22 protein-coding genes are annotated in these 19,976 nt (G+C 59.5%); 21 read left to right on the forward strand and 1 reads right to left on the reverse strand.

Going from position 1 to position 19,976, the window contains the following annotated elements:
* The first annotated feature begins 301 nt into the window (after window positions 1-301).
* From lspA to AAAX73_RS09155, 10 genes are all read left to right on the forward strand, one after another.
* Window positions 302-883 carry a signal peptidase II gene (lspA, locus tag AAAX73_RS09110; RefSeq protein WP_349125704.1) on the forward strand — a complete coding sequence of 194 codons (582 nt, stop codon included), beginning with the start codon at window positions 302-304 and terminating at the stop codon, window positions 881-883.
* Window positions 883-1,896, forward strand: coding sequence for an RluA family pseudouridine synthase (locus tag AAAX73_RS09115; protein ID WP_349125705.1), 1,014 nt, complete (start codon window positions 883-885; stop codon window positions 1,894-1,896). Before lspA ends, AAAX73_RS09115 begins: the two co-directional genes overlap by 1 nt.
* A gap of 82 nt (window positions 1,897-1,978) precedes the next feature.
* On the forward strand, window positions 1,979-3,274 hold the full coding sequence (locus AAAX73_RS09120; RefSeq protein WP_349125706.1) for a glycosyltransferase family 2 protein: 1,296 nt from the start codon (window positions 1,979-1,981) through the stop codon (window positions 3,272-3,274).
* Between the two features lie 52 nt (window positions 3,275-3,326).
* Window positions 3,327-3,776 carry a prepilin peptidase gene (locus AAAX73_RS09125; protein WP_349125707.1) on the forward strand — a complete coding sequence of 150 codons (450 nt, stop codon included), beginning with the start codon at window positions 3,327-3,329 and terminating at the stop codon, window positions 3,774-3,776.
* 30 nt (window positions 3,777-3,806) lie between these two features.
* Window positions 3,807-5,054 (forward strand): HD domain-containing protein, encoded by a 1,248-nt coding sequence (locus tag AAAX73_RS09130; RefSeq protein WP_349125708.1) that lies wholly within the window; start codon window positions 3,807-3,809, stop codon window positions 5,052-5,054.
* A 58-nt stretch (window positions 5,055-5,112) separates the two neighbouring features.
* Complete coding sequence (locus AAAX73_RS09135) at window positions 5,113-6,462, forward strand: replication-associated recombination protein A (protein WP_118237456.1); 1,350 nt, start codon at window positions 5,113-5,115, stop codon at window positions 6,460-6,462.
* Between the two features lie 95 nt (window positions 6,463-6,557).
* Window positions 6,558-7,151: a hypothetical protein gene (locus AAAX73_RS09140; protein ID WP_349125709.1), complete on the forward strand. Its 594-nt coding sequence runs from the start codon at window positions 6,558-6,560 to the stop codon at window positions 7,149-7,151.
* Window positions 7,144-7,521 carry a hypothetical protein gene (locus AAAX73_RS09145; RefSeq protein WP_022094590.1) on the forward strand — a complete coding sequence of 126 codons (378 nt, stop codon included), beginning with the start codon at window positions 7,144-7,146 and terminating at the stop codon, window positions 7,519-7,521. Before AAAX73_RS09140 ends, AAAX73_RS09145 begins: the two co-directional genes overlap by 8 nt.
* Window position 7,522: 1 nt before the next feature.
* Window positions 7,523-8,314 carry an RNA polymerase sigma factor SigF gene (locus AAAX73_RS09150; RefSeq protein ID WP_118237452.1) on the forward strand — a complete coding sequence of 264 codons (792 nt, stop codon included), beginning with the start codon at window positions 7,523-7,525 and terminating at the stop codon, window positions 8,312-8,314.
* Window positions 8,311-9,723, forward strand: a complete 1,413-nt coding sequence (locus AAAX73_RS09155) for an AI-2E family transporter (protein ID WP_349125710.1) — start codon at window positions 8,311-8,313, stop codon at window positions 9,721-9,723. Before AAAX73_RS09150 ends, AAAX73_RS09155 begins: the two co-directional genes overlap by 4 nt.
* A 6-nt stretch (window positions 9,724-9,729) precedes the next feature.
* Here the strand turns inward: AAAX73_RS09155 and AAAX73_RS09160 are convergent, their stop codons facing one another.
* Window positions 9,730-9,969 (reverse strand): hypothetical protein, encoded by a 240-nt coding sequence (locus tag AAAX73_RS09160; protein ID WP_349125711.1) that lies wholly within the window; start codon window positions 9,967-9,969, stop codon window positions 9,730-9,732.
* Window positions 9,970-10,163: 194 nt separating this feature from the next.
* Here AAAX73_RS09160 and alaS point away from each other — a divergent pair, with 194 nt between their 5' ends.
* The 11 genes from alaS (at window position 10,164) to AAAX73_RS09215 (ending at window position 19,972) form a co-directional block, all read left to right on the forward strand.
* Complete coding sequence (gene alaS, locus AAAX73_RS09165) at window positions 10,164-12,821, forward strand: alanine--tRNA ligase (protein ID WP_349125712.1); 2,658 nt, start codon at window positions 10,164-10,166, stop codon at window positions 12,819-12,821.
* Between the two features lie 9 nt (window positions 12,822-12,830).
* The gene (gene ruvX, locus AAAX73_RS09170) at window positions 12,831-13,259 is read left to right on the forward strand and encodes a Holliday junction resolvase RuvX (RefSeq protein ID WP_349125713.1); all 429 of its coding nucleotides are present in this window, start codon (window positions 12,831-12,833) and stop codon (window positions 13,257-13,259) included.
* A complete protein-coding gene (gene mltG / locus AAAX73_RS09175) occupies window positions 13,252-14,595 on the forward strand; it encodes an endolytic transglycosylase MltG (protein WP_349125714.1) in 1,344 nt (447 codons plus the stop codon). The genes ruvX and mltG overlap by 8 nt, the downstream gene beginning before the upstream one ends.
* A 2-nt stretch (window positions 14,596-14,597) precedes the next feature.
* On the forward strand, window positions 14,598-15,095 hold the full coding sequence (locus AAAX73_RS09180; protein ID WP_349125715.1) for a YqeG family HAD IIIA-type phosphatase: 498 nt from the start codon (window positions 14,598-14,600) through the stop codon (window positions 15,093-15,095).
* Between the two features lie 8 nt (window positions 15,096-15,103).
* A complete protein-coding gene (locus AAAX73_RS09185; protein WP_349125716.1) occupies window positions 15,104-15,637 on the forward strand; it encodes a shikimate kinase in 534 nt (177 codons plus the stop codon).
* On the forward strand, window positions 15,634-16,743 hold the full coding sequence (locus tag AAAX73_RS09190) for a hypothetical protein (RefSeq protein WP_349125717.1): 1,110 nt from the start codon (window positions 15,634-15,636) through the stop codon (window positions 16,741-16,743). Before AAAX73_RS09185 ends, AAAX73_RS09190 begins: the two co-directional genes overlap by 4 nt.
* A 130-nt stretch (window positions 16,744-16,873) precedes the next feature.
* Complete coding sequence (locus AAAX73_RS09195) at window positions 16,874-18,004, forward strand: Xaa-Pro peptidase family protein (RefSeq protein ID WP_349125718.1); 1,131 nt, start codon at window positions 16,874-16,876, stop codon at window positions 18,002-18,004.
* A gap of 160 nt (window positions 18,005-18,164) precedes the next feature.
* Window positions 18,165-18,728, forward strand: coding sequence for an elongation factor P (gene efp, locus AAAX73_RS09200; protein ID WP_117583455.1), 564 nt, complete (start codon window positions 18,165-18,167; stop codon window positions 18,726-18,728).
* Window positions 18,729-18,752: 24 nt separating this feature from the next.
* Complete coding sequence (locus tag AAAX73_RS09205) at window positions 18,753-19,115, forward strand: Asp23/Gls24 family envelope stress response protein (RefSeq protein ID WP_117583456.1); 363 nt, start codon at window positions 18,753-18,755, stop codon at window positions 19,113-19,115.
* Between the two features lie 3 nt (window positions 19,116-19,118).
* Window positions 19,119-19,703 (forward strand): transcription antitermination factor NusB, encoded by a 585-nt coding sequence (gene nusB / locus AAAX73_RS09210; protein ID WP_349125719.1) that lies wholly within the window; start codon window positions 19,119-19,121, stop codon window positions 19,701-19,703.
* A gap of 2 nt (window positions 19,704-19,705) precedes the next feature.
* Window positions 19,706-19,972: an exodeoxyribonuclease VII small subunit gene (locus tag AAAX73_RS09215; RefSeq protein WP_349125720.1), complete on the forward strand. Its 267-nt coding sequence runs from the start codon at window positions 19,706-19,708 to the stop codon at window positions 19,970-19,972.
* The last annotated feature ends 4 nt before the right edge of the window (window positions 19,973-19,976 follow it).

A 19,976-nucleotide genomic window follows, 5' to 3' on the forward strand; every position in this document is an offset into this window, starting at 1 on the left:
CCGGCGCGCCACGGGTCAAGATGCACTAGGCCTGGACGAAGTCCGGGCCCGCGCCTTTAGACGCGAGCCCGGGGCCCGTGGGTTATACCCTAAGAGCAAACCACCCTTTTTAAGGGTGGTTCTGATTCACGTCACCTTGTCTCAAATGCGACCTGCTCGCTCATTTATGCTCTACCTGCGGTGTTTCCGTTCTTGGGAGATTTGTCGCTTCTTGCTTGCGTCAATGTATGATTATCTACTGCGTTAAACGGAATTCGATTGTTCTTGAGGGTAGGGGATTTCTTTGGGTCGTGGTGCGGATATGACGCCGCCTTTGCGTTGGCGGTTAGGTGTTGCTGGTGGGGTAGCGCTCGTTGTGTTGCTTGTTGACCAGCTGACCAAGCTTGCGGTTCGTGCCGTGGGCGATGCTCTGCATGTGACCGTTATCCCCGGCGTGATCGATTTTCTGTTTGTTCGCAATATCGGAGCCGCCTTTAGCATGGGCGAGGGGCATGGCATCGCGTTTGCCGTGCTGGCGTTGGCAGTCATTATCGCTATTGCCGTGTACCTCGTTCGTGCACCCCAGCTCGCCCATCTTGAGGTTGTGGGCATGGCCATGGTTGCGGGCGGCGCCGTCGGCAACGCTATCGATCGCCTGACCATGGGCTTCGTGACCGATTTTATTGCCACCACCTTCATCGACTTCCCCGTTTTTAATGTAGCCGATATCGGCATTACGGTCGGCGTCGTGCTGGCGCTCATCGGTTACATGTTCTTGAGCCCCGCCGCTCGCGAGGTCGATGCGACCGCCGAACTCAACGCTCGTGATGAGGCTCGCGCCAAACGCAAAGCCAAGCAGCGTGGGGAGCGTGCCCGCAAGATTCGCGAAAGGAATGAGCGCTAATGGCCGACATCCATATTCTTGTTGCCGACGATTCCGCTGGTCAGCGTCTTGACGCCTATCTGGGCGCCAACGATGGCTGTCCCACACGCTCTGCCTGCGCGCATCTGATCGAGGGAGGCGCCGTTGCCGTCAACGGCGAGACCTGCCTGTCAAAAAAGTATGCTGTGCGCGCCGGCGACCGCATCTCGGTCGACTTGCCCGAGCCGCACGATCCGACCGACGTGATTCCCGAGGCCATTCCCCTCGATATCCGCTACGAGGACGACTACCTCATCGTGCTCTCCAAGCGGCGCGGCCTGGTGTGCCATCCCGCCCACGGCCACGAGAGCGGCACCCTTGCGAACGCTCTGGTCTACCACTGCGGCATCGATCATCTTGGTACCGTGCAGGGTGAGGACCGCCCCGGCATCGTGCATCGCCTGGATCGCGATACCTCGGGCCTTATGCTCGCGGCAAAAGACGACGACACCCAGCGCGCGCTTCAAAATCTCATCCGCACGCGCACGCTCGACCGTCGCTATATCACGCTCGTTCACGGGCACATCGCCATGGATGAGGGCACTATCAACACTGGTATTGCCCGCTCCACGCGCGACCGCGTGAAGATGGCGGTTTCCGATGACCCCTTTGCGCGCCAGGCCATCACGACTTTTAAGGTGCTCGAGCGCTTTGATTCCACGCGTTTTGACGACGGCTATACGCTCGTCGAGTGCCACTTGTTTACGGGCCGCACGCATCAGATTCGCGTGCACATGCGCCATATCAACCACGCCTGCGTGGGCGATCCGCTCTACGGCAAGTGCGACGCGCGCGCCGATCAGGGTCTGACCAGGCAGTTCCTGCATTCCTGGCGTGTGGCGTTCGACCATCCCGTGACGGGAGAGCGCATTGAGTGCCGTGATGAGCTGCCGTGGGACCTTGCCGCGGTTCTGGATGACCTGGCCCCGCGTTCGCTCGGCCGCACTGCCGCCGGTGACGAAATTGTCCCGCAGCTCGGTCTGCTCGAAGCCTAGCCAGTATTAGGTGGTTTCTTGAACTCGGTAAGCCTGCGGTAAGATATACGATTGTTTACGTAACGCGTTGCTGGGAGCCTGCATGCTCGCCTTTTTACAAACCAACACACCCATCGTGATCTTCAACCAGATTGTCGTCACTCTGCTCACGGTCTGCTTTCTGTACCAGGTGGTCTTCTTTGTCATCGGCGCTCTTCGTGGCGAGGTCGCGCCTCCCAAGGCCAAAAAACTCCACCGCTATGCCTTCTTTATCGCGGCGCATAACGAGGAGGCTGTGATCGCCAACCTCGTTCGCTCCATCAAGGACCAGGATTATCCGTCCGAGCTTATCGAGGTCTTTGTGGTCGCCGACGCCTGCACCGACAACACGGCGCAGCTCGCGCGCGAGGCGGGCGCTGTCGTTTATGAGCGCAATGACCTTGCCCGCAAGGGCAAGAGCTGGGTCATGGACTTTGGCTTCGACCGCATCCTTAACGAGTATCCCGATACGTTTGAAGGCTACTTTATCTTCGATGCCGATAACGTCATCGCCCGCGATTACGTCTCCAAGATGAACGATGCCTTTGATCAGGGCTTCCATGTGGTCACGAGCTATCGCAACTCCAAGAATTTCGGCAGCTCGTGGATCTCGGCGGCTAATGCTACGTGGTATCTGCGAGAGGCGCGCTTTCTCAACAACGCGCGTAATATCTGCAAGACGTCCTGCGCTGTCTCGGGTTCGGGTTACCTTATCTCGGCGAGCGTGATCGAGGGCATGCACGGTTGGCAGTTCCATACGCTGACCGAGGATATTCAGTTCACCACGTTCTGCGCCATTCACGGCATTCGCATTGGCTATGCACCGGCGGAGTTCTTTGACGAACAGCCCGTGACGTTTAAGGCGTCCTGGAAACAGCGTATGCGTTGGACCAAGGGCTTCTACCAGGTGTTCTTTACCTACGGTAAGCATCTTGTCAAATCGACCTTCCGCTATCATCGCTTTGCCGCCTACGACATGTTTATGACGATCGCCCCGGGTATGCTGCTATCGCTGATCTCGATGCTCGCCAATGCCACGTTTCTCGTCGTGGGCGGTCTTTCGCACGGCTTCCTGGCTACCGAAGTCGAGATGCAGGCGTGCGCCGCTTCGCTCATTATGACCTTCGCCATGATGTATCAGACCTTCTTTATCCTGGCGCTGCTTACGACCATCTTTGAGTACAAGCACATTCACTGTGCGCAAAAGTGGCGTCTGGTGACCAACCTGTTTACCTTCCCGATCTTTATGTTCAGCTATATCCCCATCACGGTGGCTGCTCTGTTCCTGAAGGTCGACTGGGTGCCGACGCAGCACGCCGTAAGCGTTACCCTCGACGAGGTCATGCAAGGCGCCAAATAACTACGATCAAAACCACCACAAATGGACAGTACCTTTGTGGTGGTTTTTGCGTTTGAGCTGCTGCCCAAGGAGGTGTTCGATAATCTATATCCCGTTTTGGATTTGCATCTTTGTTGGCGCGGCGATTGATGCCCGTGAGCGGCGGTTTCCCAATGAACTTGCCGGCGCGTGTGCCGTGGCGGCGTTTGCAGGCGTTTGGCTCGACAGGGGCATTAACACGGCGCTTGAGCACGCCGGTCTTGCGGTCATCGTCTACCTTGCCCTTGTGCTTACTGAGTCGCTCTGGCGTCGTATTCGCCACGCTCCCGGCATTGGCATGGGGGACGCCAAGGCGCTCTTTGCCCTTTGCATCCTCGACCCTCTGGGTGGCATCGTTGCGTTTGCTGTCTCGCTCCTTGCCCTTGCTGTCGCCTGCCTCATCACAAAATCGCGCTCCTTGCCATTGCTGCCGTTTTTAGTGCCGATATTTGCCATAATCGAGGTCGTGGGTAGTACGCTGTAATCGTTACGCGCCCTTTTTAAGGAGCATGCCATGGCAATCAATCAACAGACAGCCGCCATCAAGGCGCGTATGGATCGCATTCCCTCGGCGTTGTCGCCCGAGCTGGTCGAGCGTATCGCTGCCGACCGTGCCTCGGGTGTCGTTAACCCTTATCGATGCAACGATGGTCAGGTCATCCGCCGTGTTGATCGAGCCGCAGACCAAGGCACGCTCATGCGTCCGGCCTTTATGCGCGATGCCGAAAAGATTCTCCATCTGCCTGCGTACGCCCGATACGCCGGCAAAACTCAGGTTTTCAGCTTTCGCAGCAACGATGATCTATCGCGTCGCGGCCTGCACGTGCAACTTGTTTCGCGCATCGCACGTGATATCGGTTGCGCCCTGGGGCTCAACTGCGATCTGATCGAGGCGATTGGCTTAGGCCACGACTTGGGCCACACGCCCTTTGGCCATGCCGGTGAGCGATTCCTCAACGATATCTATCACGAGCGCACGGGTCGTTATTTTTTCCATAACGTGCAGTCGGTCCGCGTGCTCGACGCGCTGTACGGCCGCAACGTGTCGCTCCAGACGCTCGACGGCGCGCTGTGCCATAACGGCGAGTACGAACAGCGCGTCTTTGAGCTCTCGGACATGAGCTCCTTTGAACAGTTTGATCAGACGGTTGAGGACTGCATTGCCACGGGTTATAGCGCAATTGAGCACCTGCGTCCCATGACGCTCGAAGGCTGCGTGGTCCGCATCTCGGATATCCTTGCCTACGTTGGACGCGATCGCCAAGACGCCATTGCGGCGGGCCTGCTGTCACCCGAAGCTTTTGATGACGGTCGGGGCGGGGCATACAACAGCTGGATCCTTACGCATGCCTCCATCGATATCGTCGAGCACAGCTATGGTAAGCCACGCATCGAGATGAGCGAGGACCTGTTTGAGGAGATCCGCCGAGCTAAGCGCGAGAACTACGAGAAGATCTATAGCAAGGGCGGCATTGAAGGCGACTCCGAAGCGGAGCTGCGCGAGGCTTTCGAAAAGCTCTACGACCGTTGCCTGCAGGATATAAACGAAGGCGACGAGTCCTCGTATATCTTTAAGCACCACATTTCTCGCATTGACCAGCAGCTTTCCTACTACGATCGCACCTATGCATGGCAGGACGATAAGGACCAGGCGGTCGTGGATTACATTGCGAGCATGACGGACGGTTATTTCTGCGAACTTACGAGCAAGCTGTTCCCAGGATTGAAGTTTCCGCACCGTACCTATATTAACGAACGGTAGTTCGTATAATTTCGGTATACTGTTAGTGGAAAACGTTTGATTGACGCACGGGATGGTTATGGACGACCTTTTTTCTGCTTCGACGCGTGAGCGTTCCTTTCAGAATGCGCCGCTTGCGGTGCGCATGCGGCCCAATTCACTCGACGAGTATGTGGGCCAGCAAAAGGCCGTCGGTAAGGGCTCGTGGTTACGTGCCGCGATTGAGCACGACGTGCTGTCGAGTGTGATTCTGTACGGGCCGGCCGGTACGGGCAAGACGACGCTGGCCCACATTATCGCCAACCATACTAAGAGCGAGTTTGTCGAGGTCAGCGCCGTGACGGGCACCGTAAAGGACCTTCGTCGCGTGATTGACGAGGCCAAGACGCGCCTGAATACCTACGACCGCCGCACCATTCTTTTCATAGATGAGATTCACCGCTTCTCCAAGTCGCAGCAGGATGCCCTGCTGCATGCAGTTGAGAACCGTACCGTCATAATGATTGGCGCCACGACGGAGAATCCGTACTTCGAGGTCAACTCGGCGTTGCTCTCGCGCGGTCGCGTGGTGGAGCTTGAGCATCTTAAAGACGAGGATATAGCCACACTCATTGAGCGTGCGCTCGAGGCTCCGCAGGGTTTGAACGGCAAGTTCTCGGCCGATGAGGATACGGTTAAGACCATCTGCACCCTGGCTGCGGGCGACGCTCGCTCGGCGCTCACGACGCTCGAGCTTGCGAGCGAGATTGCCGTTACCCGTCCCGATACCGAGGGAACGCCAGCGCCGGCAGCGGGGGAGCGCTATCCCATCACCGTGGATGACGTAAAGATTGCCAACCCGCGTCGCGGCTTTTCGTATGACAAAAACGGCGACATGCACTACGACATCATCAGTGCGTTTATTAAGTCTATGCGCGGCAGCGACCCCGATGCCACGATCTATTGGCTCGCGCGCATGATCGACGCGGGGGAGGACCCAAAGTTTATCGCTCGCCGCATTATGATTCAGGCTTCTGAGGACGTTGGCAACGCCGACCCGCAGGCGCTTTTGGTGGCACATGCCGCGTTTAAGTCTGCCGAGGTCATTGGCTATCCCGAGTGCCGCATTAACCTGGCTCAGGCTGCGCTCTATGTGTGCCTGGCGCCTAAGTCCAACGCGTGCGAGGCTTCCATTGATGCGGCGTTGGCCGATATCCATTCAAGTGGGCTGCGCGAGGTGCCGAGTTATCTGCGCGATCGTCATCGTCCGGGTAGCGACGAATACGGTGTGTATAAGTATCCGCATGATTATCCCGAAGGCTGGGTCGATCAGCGCTATTTGCCCGAGGGGCTGGAGCGCGGTGCGTTTTGGCAGCCTGCCGGCCGCGGCTGGGAAGAGTGGCGCGTAGAGCAAAGCGAGCGCGACCGTAGCGGCAATGCGCCCAAGTAGGTCATTGGCACCTCGCACATTCCCTTTGGGTATCTTTCCCCTTCTTTGGGGTACCATGAAAAGCGTTTGTATTTCGATTCCTTCGGGAGGCTTGTATGAGTCCCATTCAAATCGCCCTGCTGCTGCTCGCCGTTGCCGGCGTGTGGGCTGTTATCGAGCTCGCGCTTACGCTGCGCAAGACCCGCACCGTCGTTGATTCGCTCGACAAGACGGTGAGCGACCTTAACAACACCATCGCCGAGGCACAGCCGGTGGTAGCAAAGCTCGATGGCGCTGTCGATGAGCTCACCCCCGCGTTGGCTCAGGTTGAGCCGCTCCTCAAGTCGAGCAAGACCGCCGTCGACGCCCTTACCTCCAATCTCGTAGAGGTCGAAGCTGTGGTTCGCGACATCTCTGAGGTCACGGGCACCATGGCCGAGGCAAGCAACGCTGTGTCGAGCGTGACTGATTCTGCTGCTGGCGCCGTGCAGAAGCTTTTCAATAAGGTGAAGGCTCCTGCAGCCGACGCCGATCGCAAGCTCGCCGCTGCCGCCACCGAGGCCGAGCAGCCTATCGAGCGCGTTCTGATTGGTGAGGCTGAGGACGAGGCCGCCGATGGTGCGGATGCGGCTCAGAAGCCCGCAGCCAAGCCTGCTCAGTATTACACCTATACGCCCGCCGAGACCTTCGAGGAGTCCTGCGATGAGTAGCGAAGCAACTTGCCCCATCACGCTGACTGTTGCCGGGGATCCGCGTCTGGCGCGCCTTGTGCGCATGACGGCGGCAAATGTCGGTGCGCTGTGCTCTATGTCCGTCGATCGCATCGAGGATATCCGTATGGCTGCCGAGGAGGCCTTCATCTTTGGCTGCACGGCCGTTGATTCTGACGACATTTCGATCAAATTCGACGTCGACGAATCGCACGTGGGCATGACCTTTACCTTTGGTGACCAGGCGACTGTCGATGAGGATGATCAGGCTGCCGTGTATGCCGAGCTCATTCTGGCAAGCGTGTGCGATTCCTACGAAAAGACTGCGGCGCCCCTGACGCTTTCCCTCGACCTCAAGGCGGATATCTAATATGACCGAACGTTCCCGGAGCGGTAAGACCGCTTGGGACAAGGAGAAAACCCGCGAGCTGTTTCGTCGCTACAAAGAGACCGGTGATCCGGACGCACGTGAGCAGCTCGTCATGTCCCATATGAACCTGGTAAGGTTTCTTGCCAACAAATTTAAGAACCGCGGCGAGCCGCTCGACGACCTCATGCAGGTCGGCTATCTGGGTTTGCTCAAAGCTATCGACCGCTTTGACCCCGAGCGCGGACTCGAGTTCACGACGTTTGCCACGCCTACCATCCTGGGCGAGATTAAGCGTCACTTCCGTGATAAGGGCTGGAGCGTGCGCGTGCCGCGCCGTTTGCAGGAGCTTTCTGCCAAGGTTAACCAAGCTACCGACAAGCTCACTAACGAGCTGCAGCGCTCGCCTAAGGTTGAAGAAATCGCTGAGTACCTGGGTGTGACCGTCGACGAGGTGCTGGAGGCCATGGAATCGTCTTCGGCCTATACCTCGGTGCCCATTGAGGCTCCTGGCGCGTCCGATTCCGATGATGCCCCCTCGATTCTCGACCGCTATGCCGATGACGACAACGAGCTCGATTTTACCGATGACCGCCTGGTGATCGAGGAAGCCATCCGCGATTTCTCGCCGCGTGAGCGTGAGGTTATCGAGCTGCGCTTTGTGAAGGGCATGACCCAGATCGAGATTGCTAAGAAGTTGGGTATCTCGCAGGTGCAGGTTTCGCGCCTGCTGCGCCGTACCCTTAAGAAGATACAGGACAAGATCGACCCCGACGGAGTGATGGTTCGTTCATGATTGAGCACCCCCAACAAACCGACCGCACGCTGCGCGATACTCGTATTCTGACGCTTCGCATTTGGGCTGTCGTTGGCTGCATTGTCATCGCAGCCGTCATCTTTAACCTTATGGGCATCCTGGCGCCGGTTATCGAGTTTCTAGCTGTCGGCTCCATCATCGCTTTTGTGATGTCGCCGATCACTAACTGGCTTGAGCATCACGGCGTCGGTCGTGGCATCGGTTCGCTCGTCGCGCTGATCGTGGTTGTGGCAGTGCTCGTCGGCGTCGTCTGCATCCTGTCGCCTATTTTGCTCGGTCAGATTATGGAAGTCCTGAGCCGTCTGCCTGAGCAGCTTCGCGTTGCGGGCGGTGATCTCAACGAGATGATTTCGCACGCTAAGACGCTCAACAACACGCCGCTCAAGGAGTACCTGGACGATAACCTTTCTTCGCTCGTCACGGTGGCGTCCAAGTACGTATCGCAAATCGCCGCTGAGCTCGGTCGCGGCGTGTTCCCGCTGATCACCAACACGGCCTCGCAGCTGTTCGTCATCTTCCTGGGTTTGGTGCTTGCCTACTGGCTTGCCTGCGATTATCCCCGTATGCACCACGAGGTCTGCACCATCATCGGACAGGAAAAAGAGACATCGTACCGCTTTATGGTCGCGATTCTTTCGCGCTCGGTCGGCGGTTATATGCGCGGCATGGTCGTGACGTCCATCTGCGGTGGCATCCTCGCCTTTATCGGCTTTACGCTCATTGGCCATCCCTACGCGGCGCTCATGGCCATCTTTACCGGCATCATGCACTTGGTCCCGGTTGTCGGTCCCTGGGTAAGCGCGGCGATTGCCACGGTGCTCGGCTTTATGTTCAGCCCCATGCTGGCGTTGTGGACGCTCGTTGTGACCATGGTGGCTCAAAACGTCACCGATAACGTCATTTCCCCCAAGGTCATGCAGAGTTCGGTGCAGGTGCATCCCATCATGAGCCTGACGGCCCTCGTTATTGGTTCGGCACTCATGGGTCCCATCGGCATGGTCATCGCCATTCCGCTATGCGCGGCCCTCAAGGGCATTTTCGTCTACTACTTTGAGAACGAGACCGGCCGTCAGCTCGTGGCATACGACGGCGCCGTGTTTAAGGGCACGCCGTATCGCGATGCCGAGGGCAACCCGGTCGCCGCCTATGACGCCCTTGGAGACGATACGTTCATCTATGAATCCGAGCTCATTGGCAACGAGACCGCGCCCGAGGCGCAGGCAATGCCCAAGCCCGAGCTCGATAATCCCTGGATCAAGCTCTCTGGTCTGCAGCCCGATGCGACGGGTTTCTTCAAGAACCCCTTCGCCAAGGATGACGATTCCAATACGGACGACGACACCAAAACCGGCATCGACGGCTCCATGGACGATTCGGATTCCAAATAGGCACCGCTAGCGTTTCTTGAAGTTGTAAATGACAAGAAACGCGAGCAAAGCGATTGATAAGGGGCCGGCTACATAGAAAAAGAGAACGTCAATTACGCGTAGAGTGTAACAAGCTTTATCGCCGGACATTACTGCATACAATACGTAGCCAAAGGCTGGTTGGTTTGCATACCAGCAAGAGAAGGCCAAGAGCGCTAAAAGTGCTACAACCAGAAGTGCATTCAGGACAAATCGTTTGCTTTTCATCGATCGCTCCTTCCGGGTGAATCTTATATGTAATTCTACAGCAGTCCTTTTTCAAAGGATCGCGCAGTACTACATAACGTGCACTTTCGCTGGAGGGTCGCTGTTTGGCGGCCCTCTTTTTTGCACTGGCGCGGCGGGATGGTAATATCGTTACGTTTGAACTGTTTCGATGTGAAACCGAGGAGATTCCCTCTATGAGTGCTGACTACCCGTCAATGACTACGGCCGAGATCCGCTCCAAGTTCCTCAACTTCTTTGAGGAGCGCGGTCTTAAGCTCTATCCTTCTTCGTCCCTTGTTCCCGACGATCCCTCGCTGCTGCTTGCCAACGCCGGCATGAACCAGTTTAAGGAGTACTACCAAGGCAAGAAGACCATGAAGGAGATCGGCGCGATCTCCTGCCAGAAGTGCGTCCGCACCAACGACATTGACTGCATCGGCGAGGACGGCCGTCACCTCTCGTTCTTTGAGATGCTCGGCGACTTCTCCTTTGGCGGCGTCTCCAAGCAGCAGGCTTGCGCTTGGGCCTTTGAGCTTATCACCAAGGAGTTCAAGCTGCCGCTCGACCGCCTGTACTTCACCGTCTTTACCGAGGACGACGAGACCCACGACGTGTGGCGCTCCCTGGGCGTTGCCGAGGATCACATCTCGCGCCTGGGCGAGGACGACAACTTCTGGGCCGCTGGCCCCACCGGTCCCTGCGGTCCGTGCTCCGAGATCTACTTTGACATGGGCGAGGAGGTCGGCTGCGGTAGCCCCGACTGCAAGCCCGGCTGCGACTGTGACCGCTTCCTTGAGTTCTGGAACCTCGTGTTTACCCAGTACGACCGCCAGGAGGACGGCTCCATGCCGGAGCTGCCGCACCGCAACCTCGATACGGGCATGGGCCTGGAGCGCATGGCCGCCATCATGCAGCACAAGACCGCCAACTACGACGGCGATTTGATGCAGCACCTCATCAAGCTGGGCGAGGAGATCAGCGGCAAGACCTATGACGCCGACGATTACTCCGGTGCCAGCCGCTCCCTGCGCATCATCTCCGACCACTCCCGTGCCGTCGACTTCATGATCTCTGACGGCATCCTGCCCGGTAACGAGGGTCGCGAGTACGTCCTTCGTCGCCTGCTCCGCCGTGCCGTGTTCCACGGCCGCCTGCTGGGCATCGAGGGCGCCTTCCTGACCAAGTTCATCGACGAGGTCAACGCTCAGATGGGCGAGGCCTATCCCGAGCTGCTCAAGAACGTCGCGCTCGTTAAGGGTATCGTCGCTTCCGAGGAGGAGCGCTTCTCCACGACGCTCGACAACGGTCGCGTCTACCTGGACGAGGCCCTGGCAGCGCTTGCCGATGGCGCCGTGCTCCCGGGTGATGTCGCCTTTAAGCTGCACGACACCTTTGGTTTCCCCATCGACCTGACCGTCGAGATTGCCGGCACCGCCGGCCACGACGTCGACATGGACGGCTTTACCGCTTGCATGGAGGACCAGAAGGCCCGTGCTCGCGCCAATGCTAAGGGCGACGCCTGGGGCAGCTTCAACGATGTGTGGGTCGAGCTTTCGGACAAGGTCGCTGCGACCGAGTTCGACGGCTACGACAACGACGTCATTGAGGGCGCCAAGGTTGTGGCCATCGTGCGCAACGGCGAGTCCGTCGAGTCCGCTGCGGCGGGCGAGGATGTTGAGGTTGTGCTCGACCGCACCCCGTTCTATGCCGAGATGGGCGGCCAGCAGGGCGATGCCGGCGAGCTTTCCGCCGAGGGCGTTTCGCTGACCGTTTCCGATACCAAGAACCACAACGGCCTGTATGCCCACGTTGCGCACGTCGCCGAGGGCACGCTGACCGTCGGTGCTACCGTGACCGCCGCGCTCGACGCCGAGCGCCGTGGCTTCCTGCGCCGCAACCACACCGCCACCCACCTGCTTGACGCCGCGCTTAAGCACGTCCTGGGCGAGCATGTCTCTCAGGCCGGCTCGCTGGTGACGCCCGAGCACCTGCGCTTTGACTTCACGCACTTTGAGGCCCTGTCCTCCGAGCAGCTCAAGGCTGTTGAGGACCTGGTCAACCAGCAGATTTTTGCATCTAAGCCGGTCGTGACCCGCGTCATGGGCATCGACGAGGCCAAGGCCGCCGGCGCCGTCGCCCTGTTTGGCGAGAAGTATGGCGACGTCGTCCGCGTCGTTTCCGTGGGCGCCGAGGACCAGCCGTTCTCCCGCGAGCTCTGCGGTGGTACGCATGCTGCCAACACTGCCGAGATCGGTCTATTCAAGATTATCTCCGAGTCCTCCACGGGCTCGAACGTCCGCCGTATCGAGGCCGTTACCTCTAAGGGCGCCCTCGACTACATGGCCGACCGCCTGGCACTCGTTGACGCCGCTGCCGCTGCGCTCAAGTGCCGCGTTGACGAGGTTCCCGCTCGTGTGGAGAACCTGCAGGCCGAGCTGCGCGAGACGTCTAACAAGCTCAAGAAGGCGCTGACCGGTGGCTCCTCCGACGCTATCTCCAGCGCCATCGAGGGTGCCGTCGAGCTCGACGGCTATAAGCTCGTCGTCGCTGAGCTCCAGGGCCTTGAGGCTGCTGACCTGCGCAACGTCTGGGATACCGTGCACCAGAAGGTCGCTGGCCCTGTCGCCTGCGTCGTTGCCAGCGTGACCGAGAAGGGCACTCCGGCCCTGCTTGCCGCCGGCTCCGATGACGCCGTGAAGGCCGGTTTCCACGCCGGTAACGTGATTAAGCAGATCGCGGGTCTGGTCGACGGTCGCGGTGGCGGCCGTCCTAACATGGCCCAGGCCGGTGGCAAGAACGCTGCCGGTATCGCCGATGCCCTCGCGGCCGCCAAGACCGCGCTCGGCGCCTAAGTAGTCGCTGTGGTCGCGCTCGCGCTGGACATAGGGGAGACCAGAATCGGCATCGCCGTCTCGAGCCGTGATGGCAAGATGGCGATGCCCGTCAAGGTGCTCCCGGCCGCGGAGGTCACCGGTATGGCCAAGACGTTTCGCTACCTGGTCGATGACTATGAGCCCGACATCCTGGTAAGCGGACGTCCCCTGACCATGGCCGGCGAGCCCGGCCCCCAGGCTGAGCGCGTTGCCGCCGTGGCGCAAAAGATCGCCGACGAGCTCGATCTTCCGCTGGAGTTTGAGGACGAGCGTCTGTCTTCGCAAGAGGCCAAGCGTATCCTGCGCGAGCAGGGACTCAACGAAAAGCAGATGAGGGGCAAGATCGACATGATCGCCGCCAGCCTGTTCTTGCAGACATGGCTCGATCGCAAAAACGAGGAGGTTTTGCATGTCTAGCGCTTTCGATCCGCGCCAGCCGAATCGTACACGACAGCCTGTGCCGCGCCCTGCTCAGCCTGGTCAGCGCCCGGCGCAGCCGACGCAGCGTTCGGCTCAGCCTACTCAGCGTGCTGCTCAACAGCCCGCCGCCCGCGCGGCCCAGCCCGCAGGCGGCGCCCGCTTTAAGCAGCAGACACCTAACCAGCGCGCGCAGGCCCCTCAATCGCACGCGCATCATGCACGCGGCTCGCATGGCGTTGCTCCGGCCGCGCGTTCGAGCTATAACACGCATGCTCGACGCGGCACCCAAAAGAAAAGCTCGCCGGTGTCTATGATTATCGGCGCTGTGGTTGCGGTGATCGTTCTCGCCGCCATTGCCTTCTTCGCCGTACCGGCCGTCAAGGGCTTGCTTGGCGGGGAGGACGCAAACGTCACCGCTGGCCAGCAGGTAACTGTTACGATTCCTGAGGGCGCCTCGGGCGACGCGATCGCCACGATTCTCTCCGAGAACCATATTGTCGAGAATCCCAAGGATTACTACGCGGCGGTCAAAAAGCTCAACGCGGATATGTCGCTTAAACCTGGCACGTACTCTTTCACGACGCTGATGGATGCGACCAAGGTCGTCCAGCAGCTTATGGAGGGGCCCAATGCCGGCTCCGATGCACTGACAATTCCTGAGGGCCTGACGGTCGACCAGGTTGCCGACCGCGTGGCCCAGGCGTACGACAGCATCTCCAAAGAGGACTTCCTCAACCAGGCGAAGGCCAGCAATTATGTGAACGACTATCCGTTCCTCAAAGGCGCTGCGAAAGATTCGCTCGAGGGTTTCCTGTTCCCCAAGACCTATTCGCTGGGCAAGAAACCGAGCGCCGATGATGTCATTCGCGCCATGCTCGATCAGTTTAACACCGAGTACAAGACGCTTGATTTTGCCGGTTGCGAGGCCAAGATCAAAGAGCGCTACGGCGTGGATATGTCCGATTACGACATCGTTAACCTTGCCTCGATCGTCGAGCGCGAGGGCCTCAATGCCGATCAGCGCGCGCACGTGGCATCGGTTTTCTATAACCGTCTGGCGGGCAAGCTCGATGGCCTGCGATACCTCAATAGCGATGCGACCATGATGTATGTCACCGGCGGCGAGGTTACCGCCGACGACCTGCAGAGCGATAGTCCGTACAACACCTATAAGCATGAGGGGCTGCCGCCCACGCCCATCTGCTCTCCGTCGCTCGAGGCACTCAAGGCAACCCTTGAGCCTACCGACTCCGATGACCTGTATTTCTACATTACGCAGGATGAGGAGTATTTCTCTCAGACCTACGAAGAGCATCAACAGTCTTGGAATTAAACATGAGGATTTTCAGCCCCAAACGATATGTTGCCTCGGTCGATCGCATCGACCTCGATACCCTTTGGGCCGACGGCAAGCGCGCCATTTTGCTCGACCGCGATAACACCCTGGTGCCGCGTGATACCGAGCAGGTTCCCGCTGCGGTCTCCGCTTGGCTCGAGGCCGCCCATGCCAAGGGCTTTAAGCTGTGCATGGTGTCCAACAACTGGCATCGCGACCAGGTCATGAGCTCCGCACGCGAGCTGGGTCTCGAGGCCATCAGCCATGCCATGAAGCCGGCGCCCTTTGCCCTCAAGGCCGGACTTAAGCGCCTGGGTGCCACGGCCGATGAGGCCGTGCTGATCGGTGACCAGCTGTACACGGACGTGTGGAGCGGCAACTTTGCCGGCGTCGATACGATTTTGGTAAAGCCGCAGGCCACGCAGGACCTGTGGTATACGCAGATCTTCCGTATCTTTGAGCGCCGGGCCCTGCGCGACCTTCCCTGCGAGGAATAGGTTTCGTCATGTCCCAGCACACCAAGCACGGCTGCGACCATATCTTCTTTATCGGGTTTTTGGGTGCGGGCAAATCGACGCTAGCGCGCAACGTGGGCACCATGTTCAAGCGTCGGTTTATCGATACCGACCGCCTGGTCGTGCGTCGTTGCGGAAAATCGGTAACCGAGATTTTTGAGACCGAGGGCGAGGAGCGTTTTCGCGAGCTCGAGACTTCGGCGCTCCGTTCGCTCCAAAGCGAGCGCAGCCTGCTGGTTTCGTGCGGGGGCGGCATTGTCGAGACGCCGGTCAATATCGAGCTCATGCACCAGATGGGTACTTGCGTGTACCTCGAGGGTGACTTTGAGGACTCGATGCGCCAGATCCGCCGCTCCGACACGCGTCCTGATTTCCGCTCGCCTGAGCATGCGGCCCGCCTGTTTGAGCATCGACGTCCGCTGTATCGCCAAGCGGCCGATATTACCCTCGATATTCGCAATAAGTCCTTTGAGGACGTTTCCTATGTTTGTGCCGAGATGCTTTTGGAGCGTGGACTGCTATGATTCGCCGTCAACTTATCAATTTCCAAAACCGCAGTGTCGATGTCCGCGTCGGATTGGGCGCGTTCGAGGAGCTGTCGCGCATGTTTGCCTCGGCTGTGGGCAAGCCTAAGCGCGCGATGGTGGTTTGGAACGAGGCCACATCCGAGCGTTTTGGCGAGGTCGTCGAGCATGCGCTGGTCGATGCCGGCTTTGCTGTGTCGGAGCTTTTGCTTGAGGTTTCGCCCGCCGGCGCGACCTTGGCTGACGCCGATGCCGTCTTTGGCGGTCTATCAACCAATGGAATTACCTGCGACGATCTGATTGTCGCCGTCGGTGACGCTTCGATGTGCTCTGTTGTCGCCTGGTGCGCCAATCAGTGGTGTGGACGCACGGAGTGCGCCCTGCTGCCGACGACCTTCGATGCTATGCTCTCGGTCGCCACGACGATGGAGCCGCTCGTTGCTTCGGGCGACCACGCGCTGCCCGCCATCGCGGTGCGCCCCGAGCCCGGTCTGGTCGTGTGCAATCTGGACCTTGTTCGCGAGGCCAGCGCCGAAGACCTTAAGCTTGGCTATGCGGTGCTCGTGGGTACCATGCTTTCCAGCAGTAAATCGCGCTGGAATCAGTTTACCGAGACGGTCCCCGAGATTCTTTCCTGCGAGGAAGTCGCGCTCGTCAATGCCGTGCAGTGGTCCCAGACCGCGCGCAAAGACGTGATCATGGCCACGAACCCCAGTGCTCGCCATGCGCTCGATTTTGGCAAGACGGGGGAGCGCACCCTTCGCGCCTGCTTGGGCGATGCTGCGGCACACGTCCCCGCATACCAGCTGCTTTCCGAGGGCATGCGCTTTGAGGCGCGCCTAGCACATGATGCCTGCGACTTCGGTATCGACTATGTGTTTGAGGTCGATGACTGCCTGGAGGACTTTGGCATCGAGGAGCTTGGCTTCGACCTGGAACCCACCGCGTTTATCGAGGAGTTCCGCAAGCAGCAGTTCGCTCGCTCCAATCGTACGATGCTGCCGCTGCCTGCGGCACTTGGCGCCATTCGTCTTAACGCCGTGGACGACGATGTACTCGAGCGCCATGCGCAGGCGTATCTGGCTTCTCGCAGGGAACTTCTCTAATTTTATTGACATCCATCGTCTTTCGTATCATTTTGAGGGACGGGTTTTAATCGGTTGCGAATCGTTTACGGTTCCGTGCGCTGATTGAGTCCGTCCCGCTTTTATTGAGGACATCAAGAAAGGAATCTGCATGTCTGAGTTTGCTGCCGGTCCTGCCGGTCGTATCGAGCGTGTCCGTGCCCTGATGCTCGAGCGCGGCTACGACGCCATCGTCGTGCGCGACGAGGCCAATCTCCGTTGGCTCACGGGCGTGAAGGGCGTCTTCGATTACACCTTCGAGTTCCCTCACGCCGCGTTTATTACGGCCGATCAGTGCCTGTTCCACACTGACTCGCGCTATCTCAACAGTTTTGAGGAGAACACGCCCGCCGGCAGCCCCTGGGTCTACGACATGGACGAGGGCACCATCCCCGGCTGGGTCGCCGGCAAGATTGCGGCCAACAAATGCCGCGTCTGCGCTGTCGAGGATGACATGCAGATTAACTTTTACCAGGGTATCCAGCGTGGTCTGGAGGACCGCTCCATCGCCTGCATGCTGCCGCTGATGCACGACGACATCCGCAAGATGCGTGCCATCAAGGATGCCGAGGAGATCGAGCTCATGCGTCACGCGCAGTCGATCACCGATGCCGCCTTCCAGCACATGCTCGGCTTTATTAAGCCCGGTATGACCGAGAAGCAGGTCCGCAACGAGCTTGAGAACTTTATGTTCGCCAACGGTGCCGACAGCCTGGCCTTCGGCTCCATCGTGGCGAGCGGTCCTGATACCGCCAACCCGCATGCCGTCCCGAGCGACCGTGTGATCGAGAAGGGCGACTTTGTCCTGATGGACTACGGTGCGGGCTACTGCGACTACCGCTCTGACATGACTCGTACCGTCGTGATGGGCGAGCCCACCCAGGAGCAGCTCGACCTGTACGCGCTCGTGCGCCGCACGCACGAGGAGTGCGTCGCCGCCATCCATCCGGGCGTCGAGGGCAACGACATTTTCAAGCTTTCCAAGAAGATCATCGGCGATGCCGGCTATGGCGATTACTACAACCATGGTCTGGGCCACGGCGTGGGCATCGACATCCACGAGCTGCCCAACTTCAACCGCAGCAAGAACATCATCGAGGTCGGCTCGGTTATCACTATGGAGCCCGGCGTGTACCTGCCCGGCGTGGGCGGCGTGCGCCTGGAGGACTACGGCGTCGTTACCGAGAACGGCTATGAGCCCTTCACCAAGACCCCGCACGACCTGCACATTATCGATTGCTAAACCATCCCGTTGGGTTTTTGGGGGCGGGGCGTCCGAAATGATTCGGGCGCCCCGCGTTCTCTTTTTATGCGCACGCCGTAGGCGCCGCCTGCAAGTGTATAATTTCGCTCGTATGTAATTTGGACGCTTGTGCGTCTCGCCAATAACAAGAAAGGTCGCTATGCCTACTATCTCTACCGCCGACTTCAAGAACGGCCTCGGTCTCCGCATTAAGGACAAGGTCTACACCATCGTCGAGTTCCAGCACGTCAAGCCGGGCAAGGGCGGTGCTTTCGTGCGCTACAAGACCCGCGACATCAAGAGCGGTCGTGTCGTCGAGAACACCTGCAACGCCGGCACCAAGTTCGAGAGCGTCATGCTCACCACCCGTGAGTTCCAGTACCTCTACAACGACGGCGCTGACTACATCTTCATGGACAACGAGTCTTACGAGCAGGTTCCCGTTCCCGAGGACATGGTGGGCGAGAACGCCAAGTGGCTGCGCGAGAACGACACCTGCCAGTTGCTCTTCGCCGACGACGAGCTCATGGGCGTGACCCCGCCGATGTTCATCGAGACCACCATCGTCCAGACCGACCCGGGCTTTAAGGGCGACACCGTTCAGGGTTCCACCAAGCCGGCCACCATCGACACCGGCGCCGTCATCCAGGTCCCCATGTACCTCAACGAGGGCGAGGTCATCAAGGTTGACACCCGCGACGGCAAGTTCGTCTCCCGCGTCTAGCAACCAACTCTTCTAGGAGGACTCATGCCCCAGGAAATCAAGATTGACGGCATCGGCATTTCGCCCGATGTTCTGACCGCCATCGTCTCGCGCGCCGTCACGGATGTCGAGGGCATCGCCTCCGTGGGCGTCAAGGACCTTGCCACCAACCTTGTCTCCATGATGCTTTCGTCCAAGGCCCCGGCTTCCGAGCCGGCGGTCGAGGCCGAGGTCATCGGCGACAAGCTCGCGCTTACCGTGCGCGTCGTGGTGTTCTTTGGCTATCCGTTCAAGAAACTCGCCGAGGCCGTTCGCGCCGCCGTGGTTGCCGCCATCGACGCCCAGGTGGGCGTCGAGGTCGAGCGCGTTGACGTTTGCATCGACGGCCTCGTTTTCCCCAAGGAGTAACCTTTGAGCCTTAAGGTTTATCGCGGGCGTACGCTTGCCCGCAGTCAGGCGCTGCAGCTGCTGTTCCAGGCTGAGGCCACGGACAGCCCGCTCGAGCGCGTCCTCGAGGGCGATTTCCTGATCTCGAAGGGTCCCCTCGATCCCTACGCGCTGGAGCTGTGCCGCGGTGCCTACGAGCACATCGACCGCATCGACTGCGCCCTGCGCTCCGTCGCCAAGAACTGGGATCTTATGCGCATGCCCGGTGCCGACCGCAATCTGCTGCGCATCGCCGTCTATGAGATGCGCTTCCTCACCGACGAGGAGGTCTCGGATGCCATCGTGATCAACGAGGCTGTCGAGCTTGCCAAGGCCTATGGCACCGACCAGTCCGCGTCGTTTGTCAACGGCGTGCTGGGCAAGATCGCTCGTAGCGAGGAGCTGCCGGGCGAGGACCTGTATCAGGATTTGCTGGCCGAGGACCGTGCCCGCGAGGAGGCCCAGGCCGCTGAGGCTGCCGCCAAGGTTGCCGCCGCTCAGGCTGCGGCCGGCGTTCTCGACGAGGATGCCGAGGTCGCCGAGGTCGAGACCGGTACCGTCGAGGAGTAGCCATGCCAGAGGGTTCCGTCCGCAACTTCGACGAGATCTCGGACCGCTTGGACCAGATTATCGCGACCGTTCGCTCCAAGGATACGTCCCTGGAGCGTTCGCTCGATTTGTTTGACGAGGCGATCGAGCTGGGCTCTCGTGCGGTCGACATGGTCGATAAGTTTGAGCTGACGCCTCGCGAGGCAGATAAGCTCGAGCAGGAATACGATGAGGATGCGGCAAACGAATCCAAGGATAGCCAGGCCGCGTCTTCGGATACGAATGGTTGATGGC

This window comes from Collinsella sp. CLA-ER-H9 (genome assembly GCF_040092295.1).
In the GTDB taxonomy this organism is placed as follows: domain Bacteria; phylum Actinomycetota; class Coriobacteriia; order Coriobacteriales; family Coriobacteriaceae; genus Collinsella.

Coding starts and splice junctions, on each gene's coding strand:
- lspA (WP_349125704.1), top strand. CDS start 302: ATGACGCCGCCTTTGCGTTGGCGGTTAGGTGTTGCTGGTGGGGTAGCG.
- AAAX73_RS09115 (WP_349125705.1), top strand. CDS start 883: ATGGCCGACATCCATATTCTTGTTGCCGACGATTCCGCTGGTCAGCGT.
- AAAX73_RS09120 (WP_349125706.1), top strand. CDS start 1,979: ATGCTCGCCTTTTTACAAACCAACACACCCATCGTGATCTTCAACCAG.
- AAAX73_RS09130 (WP_349125708.1), top strand. CDS start 3,807: ATGGCAATCAATCAACAGACAGCCGCCATCAAGGCGCGTATGGATCGC.
- AAAX73_RS09135 (WP_118237456.1), top strand. CDS start 5,113: ATGGACGACCTTTTTTCTGCTTCGACGCGTGAGCGTTCCTTTCAGAAT.
- AAAX73_RS09140 (WP_349125709.1), top strand. CDS start 6,558: ATGAGTCCCATTCAAATCGCCCTGCTGCTGCTCGCCGTTGCCGGCGTG.
- AAAX73_RS09145 (WP_022094590.1), top strand. CDS start 7,144: ATGAGTAGCGAAGCAACTTGCCCCATCACGCTGACTGTTGCCGGGGAT.
- AAAX73_RS09150 (WP_118237452.1), top strand. CDS start 7,523: ATGACCGAACGTTCCCGGAGCGGTAAGACCGCTTGGGACAAGGAGAAA.
- AAAX73_RS09155 (WP_349125710.1), top strand. CDS start 8,311: ATGATTGAGCACCCCCAACAAACCGACCGCACGCTGCGCGATACTCGT.
- AAAX73_RS09160 (WP_349125711.1), bottom strand. CDS start 9,969: ATGAAAAGCAAACGATTTGTCCTGAATGCACTTCTGGTTGTAGCACTT.
- alaS (WP_349125712.1), top strand. CDS start 10,164: ATGAGTGCTGACTACCCGTCAATGACTACGGCCGAGATCCGCTCCAAG.
- mltG (WP_349125714.1), top strand. CDS start 13,252: ATGTCTAGCGCTTTCGATCCGCGCCAGCCGAATCGTACACGACAGCCT.
- AAAX73_RS09180 (WP_349125715.1), top strand. CDS start 14,598: ATGAGGATTTTCAGCCCCAAACGATATGTTGCCTCGGTCGATCGCATC.
- AAAX73_RS09185 (WP_349125716.1), top strand. CDS start 15,104: ATGTCCCAGCACACCAAGCACGGCTGCGACCATATCTTCTTTATCGGG.
- AAAX73_RS09190 (WP_349125717.1), top strand. CDS start 15,634: ATGATTCGCCGTCAACTTATCAATTTCCAAAACCGCAGTGTCGATGTC.
- AAAX73_RS09195 (WP_349125718.1), top strand. CDS start 16,874: ATGTCTGAGTTTGCTGCCGGTCCTGCCGGTCGTATCGAGCGTGTCCGT.
- efp (WP_117583455.1), top strand. CDS start 18,165: ATGCCTACTATCTCTACCGCCGACTTCAAGAACGGCCTCGGTCTCCGC.
- AAAX73_RS09205 (WP_117583456.1), top strand. CDS start 18,753: ATGCCCCAGGAAATCAAGATTGACGGCATCGGCATTTCGCCCGATGTT.
- AAAX73_RS09215 (WP_349125720.1), top strand. CDS start 19,706: ATGCCAGAGGGTTCCGTCCGCAACTTCGACGAGATCTCGGACCGCTTG.